This window comes from Vibrio sp. 10N.222.49.C9, assembly GCF_041474985.1.
In the GTDB taxonomy this organism is placed as follows: Bacteria; Pseudomonadota; Gammaproteobacteria; order Enterobacterales; family Vibrionaceae; genus Vibrio; species Vibrio crassostreae_C.
Window position 1 is genome coordinate 154,244 of sequence record NZ_JBFRVD010000030.1, and the last position, 18,272, is coordinate 172,515.

Here is an 18,272-nt window from a genome sequence, read left to right on the forward strand (position 1 = left end):
GTAGTTAAACAGTCCTACGCTCACTTTTATAAAGACCGCCTCGTGCGGTCTTTTTTGTCTCTGAGATTCATTCTACTCTTCCTTCCGCTCACTCTCATTGAACTAGCGACACCAAACAAAAAAGGCTTACTCTGATGAGTAAGCCTTAGAAATCATTGCGAATACAGATGACCCTCGCTGAATTACGCAGCGGGAGCATTACTCACTAAAATTTCGCGAATAGACTTAAGCGTCGCTTCCGTTGAATGATAATCCAATTCAACTTCACTAAAGATGCCGTTCACTTCAAGCATTAAGGTCGGGTAAGAAAATACACCCATCGCTTCTTTAAAGCCTAGCTGGTCATCTAACTCACTTTCCAATAACTTGCTAGAAAGGTCATTTTCAAACTGTTGAACATTCATACCTAGCTCTTCAGCCAACTGCAAATGTGTGTCTTGGCTATGTGGCAACATCGCACGAAGGTAGTAAGCATGTTGAATCGCTTCAAGCATCGCTTCGTAGTGGTCTTGAAAACCTGCAGCAATCACGGCACGGCACGCAGGGTAAGTACTGCGAACAGGTTGGCACTCTGTCCAAAAATCATGGTTAAACTCAGTACCCAACTTAGCTTCGATCTGCTTCCAAATCGCTTGCAGCTTGCCTTTCATCTCTTCTGACATTGGCTCATCAGAATCCGGGGCCAAACCACCCACTACATAGTTAAACTCAATGCTCGCAGGCAATTGTTGTTTCAATAACTCAAGTGTTGGCTTGTAACCCCAACACCAGCTGCACATTGGATCATGCACATAATGAAGTTTTACGTTCATTGTTCATTCCTTATCGAGTCAATGATTCGATCAATTCAAACAAAAAAGGAGCCTGATTAAGGCCCCTCATTTTAACTATTCAGCGCAAAGGCTAGAACTTATTCAGCGTCATCGCCAGCAACTTTAGCCGCTGCTTCTTTGATGATTGGCTGAAGTTCGCCTTTTTGGAACATCTCAAGAATGATGTCACAACCACCAATTAGCTCACCTTCAACCCAAAGTTGTGGGAAAGTTGGCCACTGTGCGTAAGCAGGAAGCTCTGCACGGATATCAGGGTTTTGTAGGATATCTACGTAAGCAAATTTTTCGCCACATGCCATTAGAGCTTGAGACGCTTGAGAAGAGAAACCACAGCTAGGTAGCTTAGGAGAACCTTTCATGTACAGTAGAATAGTGTTTTCTTCAATTTGCTGTTTGATTTTATCGATAGTTTCCATTGCTTCCTCGTTAATGGATTACGGCTTTTATTGCCTTTATTCTACCCCAAACTAAAAGAATAAAAACCATATAAAAAAAGCGGTTAACAAGCTAAGCTAACAATTCACACAAAAGTGATGAAATAAGCTTTTAATAAAGTAAAAACTTGCTAAACTATATCGCAAGTCAGCAAATTGACCATGGTTGGCAGTATAGCGAGCCATGAATAATAATATCACTGGAAGCAATCGAAAGAGTTAACTCTTTCATATCAATGGAGAATTGAGCAATGGCATTTGAACTACCGGCTCTTCCTTACGCGAAAGACGCGCTAGAACCACACATCTCAGCAGAAACGCTAGATTTCCACCACGGTAAGCACCACAACACTTACGTTGTTAAGCTAAACGGCCTTATCCCAGGTACTGAGTTTGAAGGCAAAACACTAGAAGAGATCGTTAAGACTTCTACTGGTGGTGTTTTCAATAACGCTGCTCAAATCTGGAACCACACGTTCTACTGGCACTGTCTTGCTCCTAAAGCGGGCGGCGAACCAACTGGCGCTGTTGCAGAAGCTATCAACGCTGCATTCGGTTCTTTCGAAGAATTCAAAGCGAAATTCACTGATTCAGCAATCAACAACTTCGGTTCTTCTTGGACTTGGTTAGTTAAGAAAGCTGACGGTTCTCTAGACATCGTTAACACTTCTAACGCTGCTACTCCTCTAACAGAAGAAGGTGTTACTCCACTTCTAACTGTTGACCTATGGGAACACGCTTACTACATCGATTTCCGCAATGTTCGCCCTGACTACATGGCTGCATTCTGGAACCTAGTAAACTGGTCTTTCGTAGAAGAGAACCTAGCTAAGTAATTATTGCTTACGCTGCGCTATTTATAGCGAGTTATCTATTGAAAGCTCATGCCTCGGCGTGAGCTTTTTTGTATCTGTCGTGTTCCACAAAATCTAAACATTTCGTAATAAACCCGCCAATAGCGCTTACTTCTCGAACTATTGATAGCCTTCTTCCCAACCCTACATAAATTCTCTATTTGCCTGTAATTAAACACTAAAGTTTGCCGACTCCATGCCGTTAAAGGTGTATCCAATGAGAGGCGACATGCAAATACATACTTTAGACAAAGCAGGAATCATCAACGAACTGAAGTTCGGCATCGGGATCAGCCAAGCGGTTGAGCAAGGTCGCCGTGCAGATTTCGCGTTGCTGTTATCTATGTTTTCTAATGATGTCCGTGATTGCACGCCAATTGACACCATTGAAATCACAGAGACAAATGAAGATCGCCTGCGCAAACAATTTGGCGTAGCAGAACCTCAACAACTGCGTTCAAACCAGTCTTCATATGAGATTTCAGCTCAGCAATCTAATCATTTTCATCAAGCTAGCCTTGCCAGCGCCAAACTCAGCCATTACTTGAAACCTGAAGCGCTTGCCTTCATGCCTGAAGATACAGCCGACTTACCCGAAGAGGTTTACCAAAACCTTTCTGGTCATGACCGACGCAAACTCGCAAACAAGCATTTACCTGATTTGCCACATGCCACGCTCTACAATGAGCTAACCACCGCGCAACGTCGGTATCAAATTCAAGCTCAAGTATAGCGATCACCTACCTTTCCCTTTTTCGCTGTCTATCCATAGCTCTTCTTCGACTAACTCGCACACTTCAAAGTATTCACACGAATGATATGAACCACTAGCCTTAGGCAACCTAAAAACACCTGATGTCGGTTACCGCTTGAAGTTACTACAAAATGTGACGTGCCACTAAGTTCATAAAAACTTATTAATTGGCACACCTTAGTTTGAACCAATTCACACCAGTTGTATAAATTTTAACCCATCCTTATCCGACATGGACGATTTGTTTAGGTACTGGGATGGAAATAAAAAGCTCAATCATATTGGTGACATCTGCCGGCTCGCGACTGGGGGGGGCGATTGCGAACCACTTTGTTAACCTTGGAGCCACCGTCATCCTTTGTGATAAAGACACGGAAGCACTTAAAGCGACGTATCTACAGTGTGCCCGGTTTTCTGACTCTGTTTACCACTACACGCTCAAAGGCAATGACAGCCAAGCGATTCTCAGCGTATATGATTTTATTCAAACCACCTTCAACACGACACCCGATGTGCTGGTCAATAACTGGATAAGCTCCCCAATGCCTAGCCTAATTGGCGATCAGCCTGTGAGCAGCTTTATTAATGATCTCTCATCGATGGCATCGACCCTGTTCGCATTTGGGCAAATCAGTGCTGAGAGATTGCGAGAGGAAGATAAGGAAGGCGTGATTGTTAATGTGATATCTCATGATGACTTTCACGATGTGTCTGGCTTAGAGAGCGCAAACTCAATGATCACTGGCTTTACCCATAGTTGGGCGAAAGAGCTGACTCCCTTTGGCATTCGAGTCGGTGGCGTTGTTCCCGCCGTTCATAACTCCGATGGCAAGCTCAACCGATGTCACTGGGCGCAGCTGCAAGACGAGCTGACCAGAACAACCGAATACATTGTCTCGAATGACTACTTCAGTGGGCGAGTTGTCGCGGCAGAGGTTTAACTCCCTATTCCAATTGAACATGACTGGCTCAGCTCATATTAAGTAGCAGAGCTATTGCCTCTCAATCCGTTTTACAAACGAACCAAACATAAAAAAAGCCCCAGTCTCTCGACTGGGGCTTTCATCTTTTCCCGATAGATAAGTATCGTGCTAGCGAAAACTTATCTCAAAACTAATGCTTACTTATTATGCGTTAGCTTTTTCTTTTTTAGCTTTTGGCGCTTTCGCTTCAGCTGGCTTTTGGTCTGCTTTCTTAAGGATAACTGTAGTACCTTCGAAAGTTTCGCCTTCAACGTATGGTTGGCCGAAGTAAGAAGTTGTTAGAACTTCTTTTAGCTCAGTGATTAGAGGGTAACGTGGGTTAGCACCTGTACACTGGTCATCGAACGCTTCAACAGCTAGCTCGTCTAGTTTAGCGATGAAGTCAGACTCGTTAACACCCGCAGCTTGGATAGATAGTGGGATGTCTAGGTCAACTTTAAGCTCTTCTAACCAAGTCAGTAGACGTTCAATCTTCTGAGCTGTACGGTCACCAGCTTGGCTTAGGCCTAGGTGGTCAGCAACTTCAGCGTAACGACGACGTGCTTGTGGACGGTCGTACTGAGAGAATGCAGTCTGCTTAGTTGGGTTATCGTTCGCGTTGTAACGTACAACGTTTGAGATAAGTAGTGCGTTAGCAAGACCGTGTGGTAGGTGGAACTCAGCACCAATTTTGTGAGCCATTGAGTGACACACACCTAGGAATGCGTTCGCAAATGCTACACCAGCGATAGTTGCTGCGTTGTGTACTTTCTCACGAGCTATTGGGTCAGCCGCACCATTTTTGTAGCTTGATGGTAGGTATTCTTTAAGCATCTTAAGAGCTTGAAGAGCTTGACCGTCTGAGTACTCGTTCGCTAGAACAGATACGTAAGCTTCAAGAGCGTGAGTTACTGCATCGTAACCACCGAACGCTGTTAGAGACTTAGGCATGTTCATTACTAGGTTCGCATCAACGATAGCCATGTTTGGCGTGATTTCGTAATCAGCTAGTGGGTATTTAGCACCAGTCTTGTCGTCAGTAACAACAGCGAATGGAGTAACCTCTGAACCTGTACCTGAAGTTGTAGTGATACATACAAGCTCAGCTTTTTGACCCATTTTAGGGAACTTGTAGATACGTTTACGGATGTCCATAAAGCGCATTGCTAGTTCTTCGAAGTGAGTTTCTGGGTGCTCGTACATAACCCACATGATCTTAGCAGCATCCATTGGAGAACCGCCACCTAGAGCAAGGATTACGTCAGGTTGGAAGCTCTTCATTGCTTCAGCGCCTTTCTCAACAACAGATAGCGTTGGATCCGCTTCTACGTCGAAGAAAGTTTGAACTTCGATGCCTTGTGCTTTAAGCAAGCTAACTACGTCATCTGCGTAACCGTTGTTGAATAGGAAACGGTCAGTTACTAGGAATGCGCGTTTCTTACCTTCTAGGTCGCTCATTGCGATTGGAAGGCTACCACGACGGAAGTAGATAGACTTAGGTAGTTTGTGCCACAACATGTTTTCAGCTCGCTTCGCTACAGTTTTCTTGTTGATAAGGTGCTTAGGACCTACGTTCTCAGAGATAGAGTTACCACCCCATGAACCACAACCTAGAGTTAGAGAAGGTGCAACGTTGAAGTTGTACAGGTCACCGATACCACCGTGAGTAGTCGGGATGTTGATTAGGATACGAGCAGTCTTCATCTTGTCACCGAAGTAACGGATGCGGTCTGCGTTAGTATCTTGGTTAGTGTAAAGACCAGATGTGTGACCGATACCACCGATTTCAACCATAGTTACCGCTTGAGCAACTGCGTCTTCGAAGTCATCTGCGCGGAATAGACCTAGAGTTGGAGATAGTTTCTCGTGAGCGAATTCGTCATCGTAAGAAACTTTACCAAGACCTTCACCTACAAGTACTTTTGTATCAGCAGGAACTTTAACACCAGCCATTTCAGCGATTGCTGGAGCAGGTTGACCTACGATTTTAGCGTTTAGGTTGCCGTCGATAAGCAGAACTTTACGTACTTTATCAGCGTCAGCTTTAGATAGAACGTGAGCTTTGTGAGAAGCGAAACGCTCTTTAACTTCGTCATATACTTCGCTAACTACGATTGCAGCTTGCTCAGAAGCACATACTACGCCGTTATCGAAAGTCTTAGACATAAGGATAGATGCTACAGCACGTTTGATGTCAGCTGTTTCATCGATAACGACAGGAACGTTACCAGCACCAACACCGATAGCAGGCTTACCAGAAGAGTATGCTGCTTTAACCATGCCTGGACCACCAGTAGCAAGGATAAGTGCGATACCGTCGTGCTTCATAAGCGCGTTAGAAAGCTCTACAGATGGTTGGTCGATCCAACCGATGATGTCTCTTGGAGCACCAGCTGCAACAGCTGCGTCTAGAACTAGTTTCGCTGCGTCGTTAGTTGAGTTCTTTGCACGTGGGTGTGGCGAGAAGATGATGCCGTTACGTGTCTTAAGAGAAATTAGAGATTTGAAGATTGCTGTAGAAGTTGGGTTCGTTGTTGGAACGATACCACAGATGATACCTACAGGCTCAGCGATAGTCATTGTGCCTAGGTTGTCATCTTCTTCTAAGATGCCACATGTTTTTTCGTCTTTGTATTTGTTGTAGATAAATTCAGATGCAAAGTGGTTTTTGATAACCTTATCTTCAACAATACCCATTCCAGATTCAGCAACTGCTTGTTGAGCAAGTGGAATACGAGCGTGGTTAGCAGCAAGAGAAGCTGCGCGGAAGATTGCGTCTACTTTCTCTTGAGAGAATGTTGCAAACTCTTCTTGTGCTGCTTTAACGCGAGCTACTAGAGCATCAAGTTCCGCTAAGTTAGTTACAGGCATGGTGGATCTCCTAAAATAATAAATATTAAAAACTTTTTATTAAATTCGCTGCTTGCCGTTAACCTTAAACACCAGCGTTCTTAGTAAATTGCTTTCAGGGCTGAGTATATTATTTCACTGTGTGAAAAAAATTGACCCAGATCAGTTACCCAAAAAGAATTAACCAGAAAGTAGTAAGGCAATCGCAAAAATGAACTTAAGAGCATGATTTATATAGATTAAACTCACACTTTTCGTTCGCGCAAAAAACAAGCAAACAGACAACTTTTTTCTACATAGCGTAATAAACTGTAAAAAAGTTTCATTTTTAGTCCGTTAAATTACATGTATACAGCTATATTCGTGCTACTGAGAGTATATCCATAGCGTTGTACGGGCTAGATTCTGACATAATTTTTATTAATTTCGTGCGTCGGTTAACAGTTACTCAATAATAAATTACAAAATGAAACACTACCAGCTAGCTTGCAACAGGCTTAAAACAAAAGTGAGATTCAATTAGTTTTTCTAAAAAGAATCACCCATTTCAAGTTAGTTTTTTTCATTCGCGTAAATTGAGTTTGTCCCTTACATTACGCGCCTAAACTATTCACAGATCAACCCTTCAACCTTAAGTACGCTAACTGGAGATCGCTCTCATGCAAGGCTTAGAACTCGCAATTTTTATGCAATTCTTCCTTGGGCTTGTTGCTGCCGTAAACCCAATCGGCATCATGCCTGTTTTTGTTTCTCTTACTGCTCATATGCCGCCAGAAGAGAGGAACAGGACAGCCTTACAAGCAAATATTGCTGTTGCCGTGATCTTGATTATGTCACTTGTTGCAGGGCAAATGCTTCTTGATATGTTTAGCATCTCGTTGGATTCATTCCGCGTTGCTGGTGGCTTACTGTTATTGAGCATCGCATTTTCGATGATGAGCGGTAAGCTCGGTGAAGATAAGCAGAACAAACAAGAGAAGTCTGAATACATCAGCAAAGAGCAGATCGGCGTTGTTCCACTTGCTATGCCGCTAATGGCAGGCCCAGGTGCAATCAGCTCGACCATTGTTTATGGTTCTCGCTACCCTGCTGCTATTGATACGGTCGGCATCGGCATTAGCATCATCGCATTCGCAACGTGCTCTTGGCTTTTGTTCCGTTCAGCGCCGGTTATCGTTCGCTTTTTAGGTCAAACGGGTATCAACGTGATCACTCGTATCATGGGTCTGATTCTTGGCGCATTGGGCATCGAGTTCATCGCCAATGGCCTACGTAATCTGTTCCCAGGCTTGGCATAACGTTTAACAACATTTCGGTTGCTCTATAAAGGGCAACAATATTGAAATATAGATGAGGCGAGTAAAGCAATTGGGCTTTCACTCGCCTCGTTATTATGAAGCTTGTATAATGACTGTTAATGCATTTAACAGAAGACGAACCTCTCCTTATGTCACGCAAGCCACTCAAGCATCATTTGTACGTCATTATCTTTGGTACTCACACGCCAGCCGGACGTGCATTTGATATAACTCTGATCGTTGCAATCTTGGCTTCGCTGTTGGTTCTGATCTTAGAATCCATCCCTAATGTGATGACCGAATGGTCACAACAGCTGCGTTATATCGAATACACCTTCACTGCACTCTTCACTCTTGAGTATTTGTTAAGGCTCTATTGCTCCCCAAAGCCAAAATCTTACGCCACCAGTTTTTATGGTGTCGTTGACCTATTGGCGATTCTTCCGACCTACCTAGCAATCATCTTCCCAGGCGCTTCATTTATGGGTGTGGTGAGACTGCTGCGTGTGATGCGTATCTTCCGAATTCTAAAGCTGGTTCGCTACCTGCAAGATTCCAATATTCTGTTGCGCTCACTATTAATGGCACGACGAAAGATAATGATCTTCTTTAGCACCGTCGGCATCTTGGTGGTTATCTTTGGCGCCTTGATCTTTGTTATTGAAGGTCCTGACAATGGCTTCACCAGTATTCCTCACAGTATCTATTGGGCCATCGTGACTATCACTACGGTAGGTTATGGTGACATGGTGCCGCAGACCGCGCTTGGTAAAGCCATAGCATCACTGACCATGCTATTGGGTTACTCTATCTTAGCAGTGCCAACCGGGATCATTACTGCAGAACTCAGTAATGAGATGAACTCGCACAAAGAGTTGGTTAAGTGCCCGAATTGTAACCGAGCGGGTCATGATTCAGACGCCATGTATTGCAAGCACTGTGCTAGCGAATTAGCGGATCCAGACAAGCGTGTCGTCACCGACGAGAAATAAAAGCAGACACGAGATTCGAGTAGCGAGATGCGAAGAGATTTAAGGGCAGTTTCGAGGGCCGAATAACGAGGTAGCAATAAACTAAAAAGGGTTGACGTTTGTCGTCAACCCTTTCGGTTTATCAGCTAATAGAATTTAAGCAATCTTGCCTATTACGATTTCTCAGCAAGGATAATGCGTAGAGTACGACGTAGTGGTTCTGCAGCACCCCAAAGTAGTTGGTCACCAACCGTGAAGGCGTTTAGGAAGTCGTTACCCATCGACATCTTACGCAGACGACCGACAGGTACAGACATTGTGCCTGTTACTTTCGCTGGTGTTAGCTCCTGTGCCGTGATGTCGCGGTCATTAGGAATCACTTTAACCCAATCATTGTGCGTTGCGATGATCTCTTCGATCTCGTCCATTGGCACGTCTTGCTTAAGCTTGATCGTTAGTGCTTGAGCGTGACAACGCATTGCACCGATTCGTACACAAGTACCATCAATTGGGATTGGCTGACCATCTAGACCAAGAATCTTGTTCGCTTCAACACCGGCTTTCCACTCTTCTTTACTCTGACCGTTTTCACGCTTCACATCGATCCAAGGAATCAGTGAGCCTGCAAGCGGAGCACCAAATTGGTCTGTTGGGAATGAAGATGAACGAATCGTATCAGCCACTTTCTTATCGATATCAAGAATTGAGCTTGAAGGGTTTGCTAACTCAGAACTTACGCTGTCGTTGATCACACCCATTTGTGAGATCAGCTCACGCATGTTCTTAGCACCCGCACCAGAAGCTGCTTGGTAAGTCATGGCACTCATCCACTCAACCATGCCTTTCTCGTACAGACCACCTAGAGCCATAAGCATTAAGCTCACAGTACAGTTACCGCCAACGAACGTGTTGGTGCCGCTGTGAATGCCTTGCTGGATTTGAGCCAAGTTAACAGGATCAAGAGTGATGATTGAATCAGCATCCATACGCAGAGTAGATGCTGCATCAATCCAGTAACCTTTCCAACCTGCTTGACGCAGTGCTGGGTATACTTTTGATGTGTAATCGCCGCCTTGACAGGTAATCACAGCATCAAGCTGTTTTAGGCTATCAATATCAAAAGCGTCTTGAAGTAGACCCGCATCTTTACCACCTAAAACAGGGGCAGGAATACCAATCTGAGATGTGCTGTAATAAACAGGCTCAATCAAGTCGAAGTCTTTCTCTTCAACCATACGTTGCATCAGTACAGAACCAACCATACCGCGCCAACCAACTAGACCTACTCTCATCGCTCACTCTCCATGTATAAATTAAAAATTGCTCTCCCCCATCTATAAGTTTTTCAGAAACAGAACTCAAGTGCTTTTTGTCAAAAAGTGTAACTTTTTCGTTTCTTTTAAGTGAACGTAATGAATCGTGCAGTTATCTCTGTATCGACATTCCATCTCCACCTCATTGATTAAGCGTCCATTATCGTCAAATTCAAACATTTACATCGCCAAAGTCGATTCAATCGACGCTCATCACAAACAGTAAATCCCTCTTTTAAACCAAGGTTAATCAGAGTTTTATTTTACAAAACGAAAACAACGTGCGACAGATTTCAACATGTAACAATCATGAATGTAACAAAAATTTAGATTATGAAACCACAATTGATTGAGTTAACAGTCAAATATCACAACTTGGGCGTATTTTTTCGATATAATAAACTAATTACTGTAGTGTCCGTTTTGCACCACACACTATAACGAAGCACTATAAATGCTCGAAATCACAAGAGGCTTTTATGAAGCAGAGTAAAACTCGCCTACCGAACCTATTGCAGGTATTCATCGCGTTAGGACTATTTCTATCCCTTGCTTTTTCCTTTACTGCAAAGCTTGACCTTCCAATTCAACTTGCCTTGTATATTGGCTGGTTCATTATCATGGTTCTTGGTATTCGTCTTGGACACCAATACAAAGACTTAGAAAAAGCAGCACTCAAAGGAATATCCAATGGCTTAGGCGCGGTTTTAATACTTTTAGCCGTTGGCGCTCTTGTTGGTACTTGGATCTCAGGCGGGATCGTACCTACTATCATTTACTATGGTCTGAAAGCTATCCACCCTTCTATCTTCCTTTTAGCGACCATGATCATCTGTTCTCTAACTGCATTGGCGACCGGTACTTCTTGGGGTGCTGCGGGTACAGCAGGTATCGCGATGATGGGTATCGGCCAAGGCCTAGGTGTTCCAGCACCGATTACTGCAGGTGCCGTGCTGTCAGGCTGTTACTTCGGTGACAAGATGTCTCCTCTTTCTGATTCAGTGATTCTGGCTTCTTCAATGTCTGGTGTTGAAGTGGTTGAACACATCAAGGGCATGCTTCCAGTTGCGTTAATCAGCTACGTGATTACAGGCATCATGTTTACTGCGTTTGGTTTCCACTACGCGGGCAACGTTGACATGAGCCAAGTAGACTCTGTAATCAAAGCAATGGAAGTTCAGTTCTACATCACGCCTTACTCATTCGTTCCGGTACTTATCGTGCTTGGTCTGTTGGCTTTCCGTATGCCTTCATTCCCGGTCATCAGTTTTGGTTCTCTGCTGGGTATTATCTGGGCAGTCATGATCCAAGATATCGACTTCCTAACGGCATTCAACACTGCTTGGGCACCGTTCTCAATCTCATCTGGCGTAGAGTTTATTGATTCGATTCTTAACCGTGGCGGCATGTCTTCAATGCTAGGTTCAGTTGCGGTTATCGTATTTGGTCTAGGTTTCGGTGGCTTACTGGATAAAGTGGGCGTACTAGAGACAATCGCTAAGGTGTTTGAGCGCCGCGTAAACAGCGCAGGCTCACTAGCGACGAGCACAATTGGTACGGCCTTCATGGGTAACGTGTTCGGTTCTGCAATGTACGTATCGTTAATCCTTACGCCAAAAATCTGTGCGAAAAACTACGACCGTTTAGGCTACAAGCGTAAGAACCTATCTCGTAATGCTGAGTTTGGTGGCACGCTAACGTCGGGTATGGTTCCCTGGAGTGATAACGGTATCTACATGGCGAGTATTCTTGGTGTTGCGACGCTGTCTTACGCACCCTTCATGTGGTTAAGCTTCATCTGTATCATCGTGACTATCGTGACATCTTACATGGGTTGGTTCGTTGATAAGTGTGAACCAACAGCACCAGCGTTTGAAGCTGAAGAAGCGACCGAGTTAAGCAAGCAACAAGCTTAAGTTCAGGAGCTAACGCTTTCGAACGTAACTCAAAACGTTAATGGATAAATGCAAAAAGAGCGCCCTAGAGCGCTCTTTTTTGATCTGCTGATTTACTTATTTATCTATTTATTGGCGGTTCGTTTACCCAACCAGTAACCGATGCCTAACGGTGCAAAGAACACTACTAAGATAAACAGGATGAAGTAGATAATCACACCTTTGATTAACTCCATTAGCTTATCAATCGCCAGTACCACCACCTCTTGAGAGACGCGATCAAGGTCTTGCGTGAACAGTTCTCTTTCTGAAGTCACAATGCCGGCAATCTCGATGCGCTCTTTCGCAATCATCTCTACTAGAGCTTCTCTCTCACGTGTCACCATTTTTTCTAATGCCACACGTTCATCACTCAGCATCGCTAATTTTTGGTCGGTTTTATCACTGAGGTCGTTGAGCAATGGTTGCATTTCTGTCGACATAATAGAAGCCAGTGTTTGCATGTACTCCGGATTGTTCTCAATGAAGTCTTGCATGCTTGCTGATGTTTGACGAAGGCTTTCCAGCGTCATCGATAGGTCTTCACCCGTTAGTGAGCTATTCAATGCAACCAACTCCGCCTTCCACGACATCAGTTTTGGTGTCTGGTCAGCCATAAGGCTTAAACGATCAGATGCGTCACTCATTGCTTCTGGCATGGTGCCTAAGCTCTGAACGATTTGCGATTCGTCTTTACCAAGGTAATTTAGCCATTCACGGTAAGCAGGTGTGCTTCTGAATGTGAGGTCTTTAAATGGGTGGCTAGCAGAAAACTGCGCAACGAACGCTTTGCTGTTTTTGAAATCACTCGAGCTCAATACACCCTTTGCCAGCTTCTCGGCTTCTTGATCAAGAAAACGAGCGGTCTCTACTGCATCATCCGTCGCGAACAGATCCGCGCCGTCGCCTTGGCTATAAAACTGATTCATTTGGGCAGTGAAAACCCACGAGTCAATTAACGCAGACATAGGGGAAGTTTGGTAAGCCGCTTGTTGTAAGCCCTGCTCTGCATGGATCTTCCAAAGCAACACATAAGATTGATGTAAGGTGTCATCAGCAGGGTAAGATTGCGCGATGAGATCGGCCGAATCTTCTACTCGTGTAAAGAACATCTTGGCGTATTCACGCGTCATGATCCGAGCATTTAACTCTTGTTGAGTGAGAGGCGTCGTTTGACTATCTAACTTAACTTCTAAGAGAGAACAACCACTTAGCACAATGCTAAGCACCAACACCATCCAACTTCGACTCGAAACTCGTAACATATAAACCTCTGACAAAGACTAAGGGCGCTGATTGTATGAGCGCTTCGTCAGAGTATTGTCAAAAATCCTGTAAAAGTTAACGCTGACTGTCTAAATATTCATGAGCAGAATCCACAGAGGCTTTTATAGCCTGCTCTAGTTCAGCTAAATCATGTTCACTGATCGCTCTGGACTGCTTCATTGTCATTTCAATGGTTGCGGCAATGATGGCTAACCGAGACGCTTTAATACTGCCAGCCACGCCTTTTAAGCTATGTACAATGCGAGCCGCGGAGGTTTCATCTTTGGTCAACAAAGACTTAAACTTCTCGTAGTCACCTGCGTGGTCTTGTACAAACACACCAAGCAAGAGTTCAACAGACTCAGCATCACCATCGAGCGTTTCTAACATGTCTTCGATATCAATCGCAGGCTTTGAATCTGTGACACTGGCAACGTGTTTCTCTACTACTGGCGCCTGTTCAGGGACTTGCTGAATAGAGTATTGCGGTACAACGGGTTGGCTTGTAACATTAACGCTCTGCGGAGGTTGAGAGTCGGAAGACTGGCGCGTTGGCCTGTTCTCGGATACATAAGCGTCACTATCTGCTTGTTTCACTGCTGAGGAAACAACATCGCTATAAGAAGCGTCTTCCTTACTTGAATTAATTTCTAGTTCAGAGCTGAGTTCTTGGTCTGCTTCTTTCATCGTTTTTGTGGACCTAACGCCCCAAAACACTATCCCGCTCATCGCCACCAAGCTTAAGCCTAGCATCACCAACAATAGGTTGAATTGACGATCATGGAACTCAGCTTCGAGTTTTATGATCTGTTCATTTACTGAGTTTTTCTTAATCTTATCAACCAAATAGTTAAGCTGAGCGTAATCACTCAACAATGCTGACGCATCAGCCAGTAGTTGTTGGAGTGCATCTTGTTCTTCGTTTTCTAAGGAATAAGATTTTTCTAGAATGGAATCAAAGGCGCGATAAGTCGCTGACGAACTTTGATTTTCAGAGTACATTGCTTCAAATACCACAACACCGAATTCGTTGAGGAGCGGTTTTAGCTGAGGGGAAAGCTCTTTATCAGCACGCAAGATCTTAATGTTATCAACGATGTCTTGAACTTGGCTTTCTATTGGAATGAACTCATCGAACTTTTCTAGGAACTGATCAGCTACGTACAACAGTTGGTTGACATCAGGACGAAACAAGGCGTGTTGGAAATCAGATTCAATCTGCAGTCGGATCGAATAAACCAACTGAGCATCGAGTGCGAGATCATTGATACGAGAGACTCGAAGCGGTTCTGAGAAATAAAGCGATTGCCTCAATTCGTTGACTCGAATACCGAGCTCTTCGATTTGAGCTAGAGAATTGGTGTAGGAACGGCTTAGATTAAGAAGAGCCAATGAAGGAAGTAACCACAGAGCCAAGAGCACAACCAAAAAGGTGGCTGGTTTTTTAAAGCGTTTGGGCTTTGCTACTGATTGTTCCATCTATATTCCTTGTGCGTGTTAACTTGAAGCCATGACCGTAGCTAAAAGATTAAGCACAAAATAAGCGACAACGTCCTGCTGCCGCTTTTATCCGTTAACTTCGGACTATGACTTATTGCGAGTCAGTTGGTCACGTAAGTTCGGTGGAGTGCCTTTAATCGTTAGCGTGTCTGTCTCCGGATCGTAAAAGATACGTTCGCCTAGAAGCAGACTATCAAAACTAACATTCAAACCGCCACCAGCACCAACAAATTTTGTTAGTTTACGCATAGTTGCGCGATCGGCTGGGAAGCTGTCTTCTAACTCGTAGCCTTGCTCACTAGTATAGTCAAAGAAGCTTGTGCCACCTGTGCTTGCTGGCAACTCACCAGAAAGTTCACGAACTTGTACTTCATCGCCCGCTTTAAGCTGCTCGTTACAGTAATCCGCAACCTGCTTTTTGTAGCTGATCGCTTCTTCTTTCTCTAATTTAGAGTCAGAAACGAAGTCTTCTACCGCTTGCATCAGTACTTGGTTCTGCTGTTTCGCATCCAAACCGACTTCAGCTTGTAAGAAATCTAAGAAGAAATCCGCGACTTTACGGCCAACACGTCCTTTAATATAAGTTAAGTAACGGTTTGACTCTTTATCAGTCTCATAAGTAGAAAGGTCTAGGCGAGCCGCGATATCCATTTTTGAGATATCAAGGTAGTCAGTCGCACTAATATCAAGCCCTTCAGTTACCTTTAGGCTTTGGTTTGAAGGCAATAAACCAATGAAAAGGTAATCTGTTGCAAGTGACTGATATTCAGCCATTACCAAGATACCTTCGTCAGCGAATGGGTACTTTGATAGTTCGTCTTTTAGACGTTGCGCACTCTTTTGAGAAAAATCGTAAAAGTTTGTCTCACCAGCACGAAGTTGATGCAACCACTGCTGGAATTCGCTGTCAGATTTGAAAGAACCAAACCCTTTGCCTGCTTTTGAATTAAAAACACGGTGAAGTTCAGCAACTAGGCTTTCAGATGAAGCATCGTTTTCTAGAGATTCAGCACGATAGTTAACAATCAGCTCATCCTGATCGTTCTTGCTCAGCTGGTGTAAAATTACGTTGGAAAGGTGAAGGCTCATAGTGAAAATATTACCGTTCAGGTTTCAGTTGTCGTGCATAGTAGGTTATCATAAGCCGCTTTTACTATCATTATTAGAGTCCTTATGCCGATTATATCTAAATACACAGATGATCAAGTTGAAAAAATCCTAGCTGAAGTAGGTGCTGTACTAACTAAGCACAAAGCTTCGCCAGAACTTTCACTGATGATCGCTGGAAATATCGCAACCAATGTCTTAAATCAGAATGTTGCTGCTTCACAACGCAAAGGAATTGCTGAAAAATTTGCCGAGGCTTTAATTTCTTCTCTTGAAGATAAAAAGTCTCACTAAATTTGATTGACGGATAAAAGAATTATAAATGGTAGACAGCGCAAACTCATATAGCGATCGTGTATCTCGACTGGTTGGTTGGGGTCACTGGTTTGCATTTTTCAACATCATTGCTGCGATGTTGATTGGTACTCGTTATATTACTCAATCTGCTTGGCCAGAAACCTTGCTAGGCCAATTCTATTTGGCTGCATCGTGGGTTGGTCATTTTGGCTTTTTAGTGTTCGCGCTCTATCTATTAGTGCTGTTCCCGCTCACTTTTATTCTTCCGTCGAGGAAGTTATTACGTTTGGTTGCCGTTATCTTCGCGACCATAGGTTTAACTGTCCTACTGATTGATACCCAAACGTATCAAAATATAAACCTCCACCTGACGCCTGTCGTGTGGGAGGTTTTATTCAGTGGAGAGGAATCTGCATTCACGTCTGATTTGCAGCACCTCTTCATTGTTATGCCGCTTATCTTCTTGCTGCAACTCGGTCTATCTGAGTGGGTTTGGCGTAAGCAGCGTAAACTGTCTCATAAACACATTGGCCGTCCGATTACTGCCGTCTTCTTCTTGTGTTTCATCAGCAGCCACTTGACCTACATGTGGGCTGATGCGTACTTCTATAACCCAATTACTAGCCAGAAAGCGAACTTCCCACTGTCTTACCCAATGACAGCGAAAAGCTTTATGGAAAAACATGGCCTATTAGACCGTGAAGAGTACCTTGAGCGTTTAGAAGCGAACAAAGAGAATGTAAACCTAGTTAGCTACCCGCTAGAAAAAATTCAATACAACCGCCGCAGTGATGATCTTAATATCCTGATGGTGAGTGTGAACAACCTTCGCTCTGACGCTCTTAATGCGACAGCGATGCCAAACAGCTATGCCTACGCACAACAGTCGATCAACTTCACCAACCACTACAGTTCAAGTAACGATATGTTTGGTATTTTTGGCTTGTTCTACGGCCTACCGAGCAGCTACGCAAGCAGCATTGAAGCTCAGGGGTCAAGCGCAGTATTGCTCGATGTTTTAGAGAATCACGATTACAAGTTCGCTGCTTTCAGTGGCGACAACTTTAGTGATGCACTGTACTCGGATATCATCTTCCGAGGCCGTGATGTGATGCCAGAGCAAGCAACTTATGATGACCAGAGTGCCATAAAAGCTTGGTCTAACTGGATTCAATCACCGCAAGCTAAACGCCCTTGGTTTAACTTTATTGAATTAACCACACTGGATAACTTCGCCAGCTACGATTCAAGTTCAGAGTCGGACTCTACGCTAACGACAGCAGAGCGTTTTGCAGCAGACTATCAAAAGTCGGCGACAGCGGCCGATGCTCAGCTAGCAACTATCTACGCTGAACTGGAACGCTTAGAGCTTGCCGATAACACGGTGGTTATCATTACCTCTAACCACGGTACTGAGTTTAACGAAACCAAAACCAACAGCTGGGGTGCAAACTCCAACTACAGTCGTTATCAGTTACAAGTACCACTGTTTATCAGCTGGCCTGGCAAGTCTGCTTCTGAATACACCCACCGTTCTAGTCATCTAGACGTGTCAGTAACACTGATGCAAGAGCTATTGGGTGTATCTTCGAACCCAACAGATTTCAGTAGTGGTCGCAGCCTGTTTAATGAACGTAACAGAAAGTGGATTCTCGCGGGCGACTCTCGTGAACTTGCTCTTGTTACTGACCAGCAAACAACGGTGTTGGATAAATTTGGTAACTACAAATTGTACGACCAAAATTACAAGCGCCTGAAAAACGTAAGCCCTCGCTTACCTGTGTTGATGCAAGGCCTGACAGAGCTACAGCGTTTCTACACAAAAAATGACTAAATAATCAGCAAACAGCAAAGGGAAGCCAATGGCTTCCCTTTTTTATGGTTCATCGCGGATTAGCG

The 18,272-nt window shown here is 44.1% G+C and carries 15 protein-coding genes; 8 read left to right on the plus strand and 7 right to left on the minus strand.

The genetic code is table 11. The features are described from left to right. Positions 1–182: 182 nt before the first annotated feature. A complete protein-coding gene (locus AB4585_RS13985) occupies positions 183–812 on the minus strand; it encodes a DsbA family protein (RefSeq protein WP_017061180.1) in 630 nt (209 codons plus the stop codon). A 98-nt stretch (positions 813–910) separates the two neighbouring features. Beyond that, entirely contained in the window at positions 911–1,249 is a 339-nt protein-coding gene (locus AB4585_RS13990) for a Grx4 family monothiol glutaredoxin (protein WP_004741702.1), read from the minus strand. Positions 1,250–1,518: 269 nt separating this feature from the next. Between AB4585_RS13990 and sodB the strand changes: the two genes are divergently transcribed. The 3 genes from sodB (at position 1,519) to AB4585_RS14005 (ending at position 3,816) form a co-directional block, all read left to right on the plus strand. Then, complete coding sequence (sodB, locus tag AB4585_RS13995; protein ID WP_004734050.1) at positions 1,519–2,103, plus strand: superoxide dismutase [Fe]; 585 nt, start codon at positions 1,519–1,521, stop codon at positions 2,101–2,103. A 247-nt stretch (positions 2,104–2,350) separates the two neighbouring features. Further along, entirely contained in the window at positions 2,351–2,854 is a 504-nt protein-coding gene (locus tag AB4585_RS14000; RefSeq protein ID WP_276202729.1) for a VC2046/SO_2500 family protein, read from the plus strand. A 278-nt stretch (positions 2,855–3,132) separates the two neighbouring features. After that, positions 3,133–3,816 (plus strand): SDR family oxidoreductase, encoded by a 684-nt coding sequence (locus tag AB4585_RS14005; RefSeq protein WP_017061182.1) that lies wholly within the window; start codon positions 3,133–3,135, stop codon positions 3,814–3,816. A 186-nt stretch (positions 3,817–4,002) separates the two neighbouring features. Here the strand turns inward: AB4585_RS14005 and adhE are convergent, their stop codons facing one another. Then, positions 4,003–6,708 (minus strand): bifunctional acetaldehyde-CoA/alcohol dehydrogenase, encoded by a 2,706-nt coding sequence (adhE, locus tag AB4585_RS14010; protein ID WP_017061183.1) that lies wholly within the window; start codon positions 6,706–6,708, stop codon positions 4,003–4,005. A 638-nt stretch (positions 6,709–7,346) separates the two neighbouring features. On the opposite strand from adhE, the gene AB4585_RS14015 reads away from it, so the two are divergent. Both AB4585_RS14015 and AB4585_RS14020 read left to right on the plus strand, forming a co-directional pair. Further along, on the plus strand, positions 7,347–7,985 hold the full coding sequence (locus tag AB4585_RS14015) for a YchE family NAAT transporter (RefSeq protein ID WP_017061184.1): 639 nt from the start codon (positions 7,347–7,349) through the stop codon (positions 7,983–7,985). 149 nt (positions 7,986–8,134) lie between these two features. Further along, a complete protein-coding gene (locus AB4585_RS14020) occupies positions 8,135–8,977 on the plus strand; it encodes an ion transporter (protein WP_372097979.1) in 843 nt (280 codons plus the stop codon). Positions 8,978–9,129: 152 nt separating this feature from the next. On the opposite strand, the gene asd is transcribed toward AB4585_RS14020, so the two are convergent. Then, a complete protein-coding gene (gene asd / locus AB4585_RS14025; protein ID WP_017061186.1) occupies positions 9,130–10,248 on the minus strand; it encodes an aspartate-semialdehyde dehydrogenase in 1,119 nt (372 codons plus the stop codon). 500 nt (positions 10,249–10,748) lie between these two features. On the opposite strand from asd, the gene nhaC reads away from it, so the two are divergent. Then, entirely contained in the window at positions 10,749–12,185 is a 1,437-nt protein-coding gene (gene nhaC, locus AB4585_RS14030) for a Na+/H+ antiporter NhaC (RefSeq protein ID WP_017063453.1), read from the plus strand. A gap of 104 nt (positions 12,186–12,289) precedes the next feature. On the opposite strand, the gene AB4585_RS14035 is transcribed toward nhaC, so the two are convergent. The 3 genes from AB4585_RS14035 to yejK form a co-directional block, all read right to left on the minus strand. Then, positions 12,290–13,468, minus strand: a complete 1,179-nt coding sequence (locus tag AB4585_RS14035; protein ID WP_017065980.1) for a hypothetical protein — start codon at positions 13,466–13,468, stop codon at positions 12,290–12,292. 76 nt (positions 13,469–13,544) lie between these two features. Next, positions 13,545–14,948, minus strand: a complete 1,404-nt coding sequence (locus tag AB4585_RS14040; RefSeq protein ID WP_102398080.1) for an Hpt domain-containing protein — start codon at positions 14,946–14,948, stop codon at positions 13,545–13,547. Positions 14,949–15,053: 105 nt separating this feature from the next. Further along, a complete protein-coding gene (gene yejK, locus AB4585_RS14045) occupies positions 15,054–16,058 on the minus strand; it encodes a nucleoid-associated protein YejK (RefSeq protein ID WP_372122679.1) in 1,005 nt (334 codons plus the stop codon). Between the two features lie 84 nt (positions 16,059–16,142). Between yejK and AB4585_RS14050 the strand changes: the two genes are divergently transcribed. Continuing rightward, positions 16,143–16,370, plus strand: a complete 228-nt coding sequence (locus tag AB4585_RS14050) for a YejL family protein (RefSeq protein ID WP_004734063.1) — start codon at positions 16,143–16,145, stop codon at positions 16,368–16,370. A gap of 28 nt (positions 16,371–16,398) precedes the next feature. Next, positions 16,399–18,207, plus strand: a complete 1,809-nt coding sequence (locus tag AB4585_RS14055) for a DUF3413 domain-containing protein (RefSeq protein ID WP_017065981.1) — start codon at positions 16,399–16,401, stop codon at positions 18,205–18,207. Positions 18,208–18,272: the final 65 nt, after the last annotated feature.

Bases quoted from the DNA above. Each gene is read 5' to 3' on its own strand.
- AB4585_RS14035 (WP_017065980.1), bottom strand. From the start codon at position 13,468: ATGTTACGAGTTTCGAGTCGAAGTTGGATGGTGTTGGTGCTTAGCATT.
- sodB (WP_004734050.1), top strand. From the start codon at position 1,519: ATGGCATTTGAACTACCGGCTCTTCCTTACGCGAAAGACGCGCTAGAA.
- AB4585_RS14015 (WP_017061184.1), top strand. From the start codon at position 7,347: ATGCAAGGCTTAGAACTCGCAATTTTTATGCAATTCTTCCTTGGGCTT.
- AB4585_RS14040 (WP_102398080.1), bottom strand. From the start codon at position 14,948: ATGGAACAATCAGTAGCAAAGCCCAAACGCTTTAAAAAACCAGCCACC.
- yejK (WP_372122679.1), bottom strand. From the start codon at position 16,058: ATGAGCCTTCACCTTTCCAACGTAATTTTACACCAGCTGAGCAAGAAC.
- adhE (WP_017061183.1), bottom strand. From the start codon at position 6,708: ATGCCTGTAACTAACTTAGCGGAACTTGATGCTCTAGTAGCTCGCGTT.
- asd (WP_017061186.1), bottom strand. From the start codon at position 10,248: ATGAGAGTAGGTCTAGTTGGTTGGCGCGGTATGGTTGGTTCTGTACTG.
- AB4585_RS14055 (WP_017065981.1), top strand. From the start codon at position 16,399: ATGGTAGACAGCGCAAACTCATATAGCGATCGTGTATCTCGACTGGTT.
- AB4585_RS13985 (WP_017061180.1), bottom strand. From the start codon at position 812: ATGAACGTAAAACTTCATTATGTGCATGATCCAATGTGCAGCTGGTGT.
- AB4585_RS14050 (WP_004734063.1), top strand. From the start codon at position 16,143: ATGCCGATTATATCTAAATACACAGATGATCAAGTTGAAAAAATCCTA.
- AB4585_RS14005 (WP_017061182.1), top strand. From the start codon at position 3,133: ATGGAAATAAAAAGCTCAATCATATTGGTGACATCTGCCGGCTCGCGA.
- nhaC (WP_017063453.1), top strand. From the start codon at position 10,749: ATGAAGCAGAGTAAAACTCGCCTACCGAACCTATTGCAGGTATTCATC.
- AB4585_RS14000 (WP_276202729.1), top strand. From the start codon at position 2,351: ATGCAAATACATACTTTAGACAAAGCAGGAATCATCAACGAACTGAAG.
- AB4585_RS13990 (WP_004741702.1), bottom strand. From the start codon at position 1,249: ATGGAAACTATCGATAAAATCAAACAGCAAATTGAAGAAAACACTATT.
- AB4585_RS14020 (WP_372097979.1), top strand. From the start codon at position 8,135: ATGTCACGCAAGCCACTCAAGCATCATTTGTACGTCATTATCTTTGGT.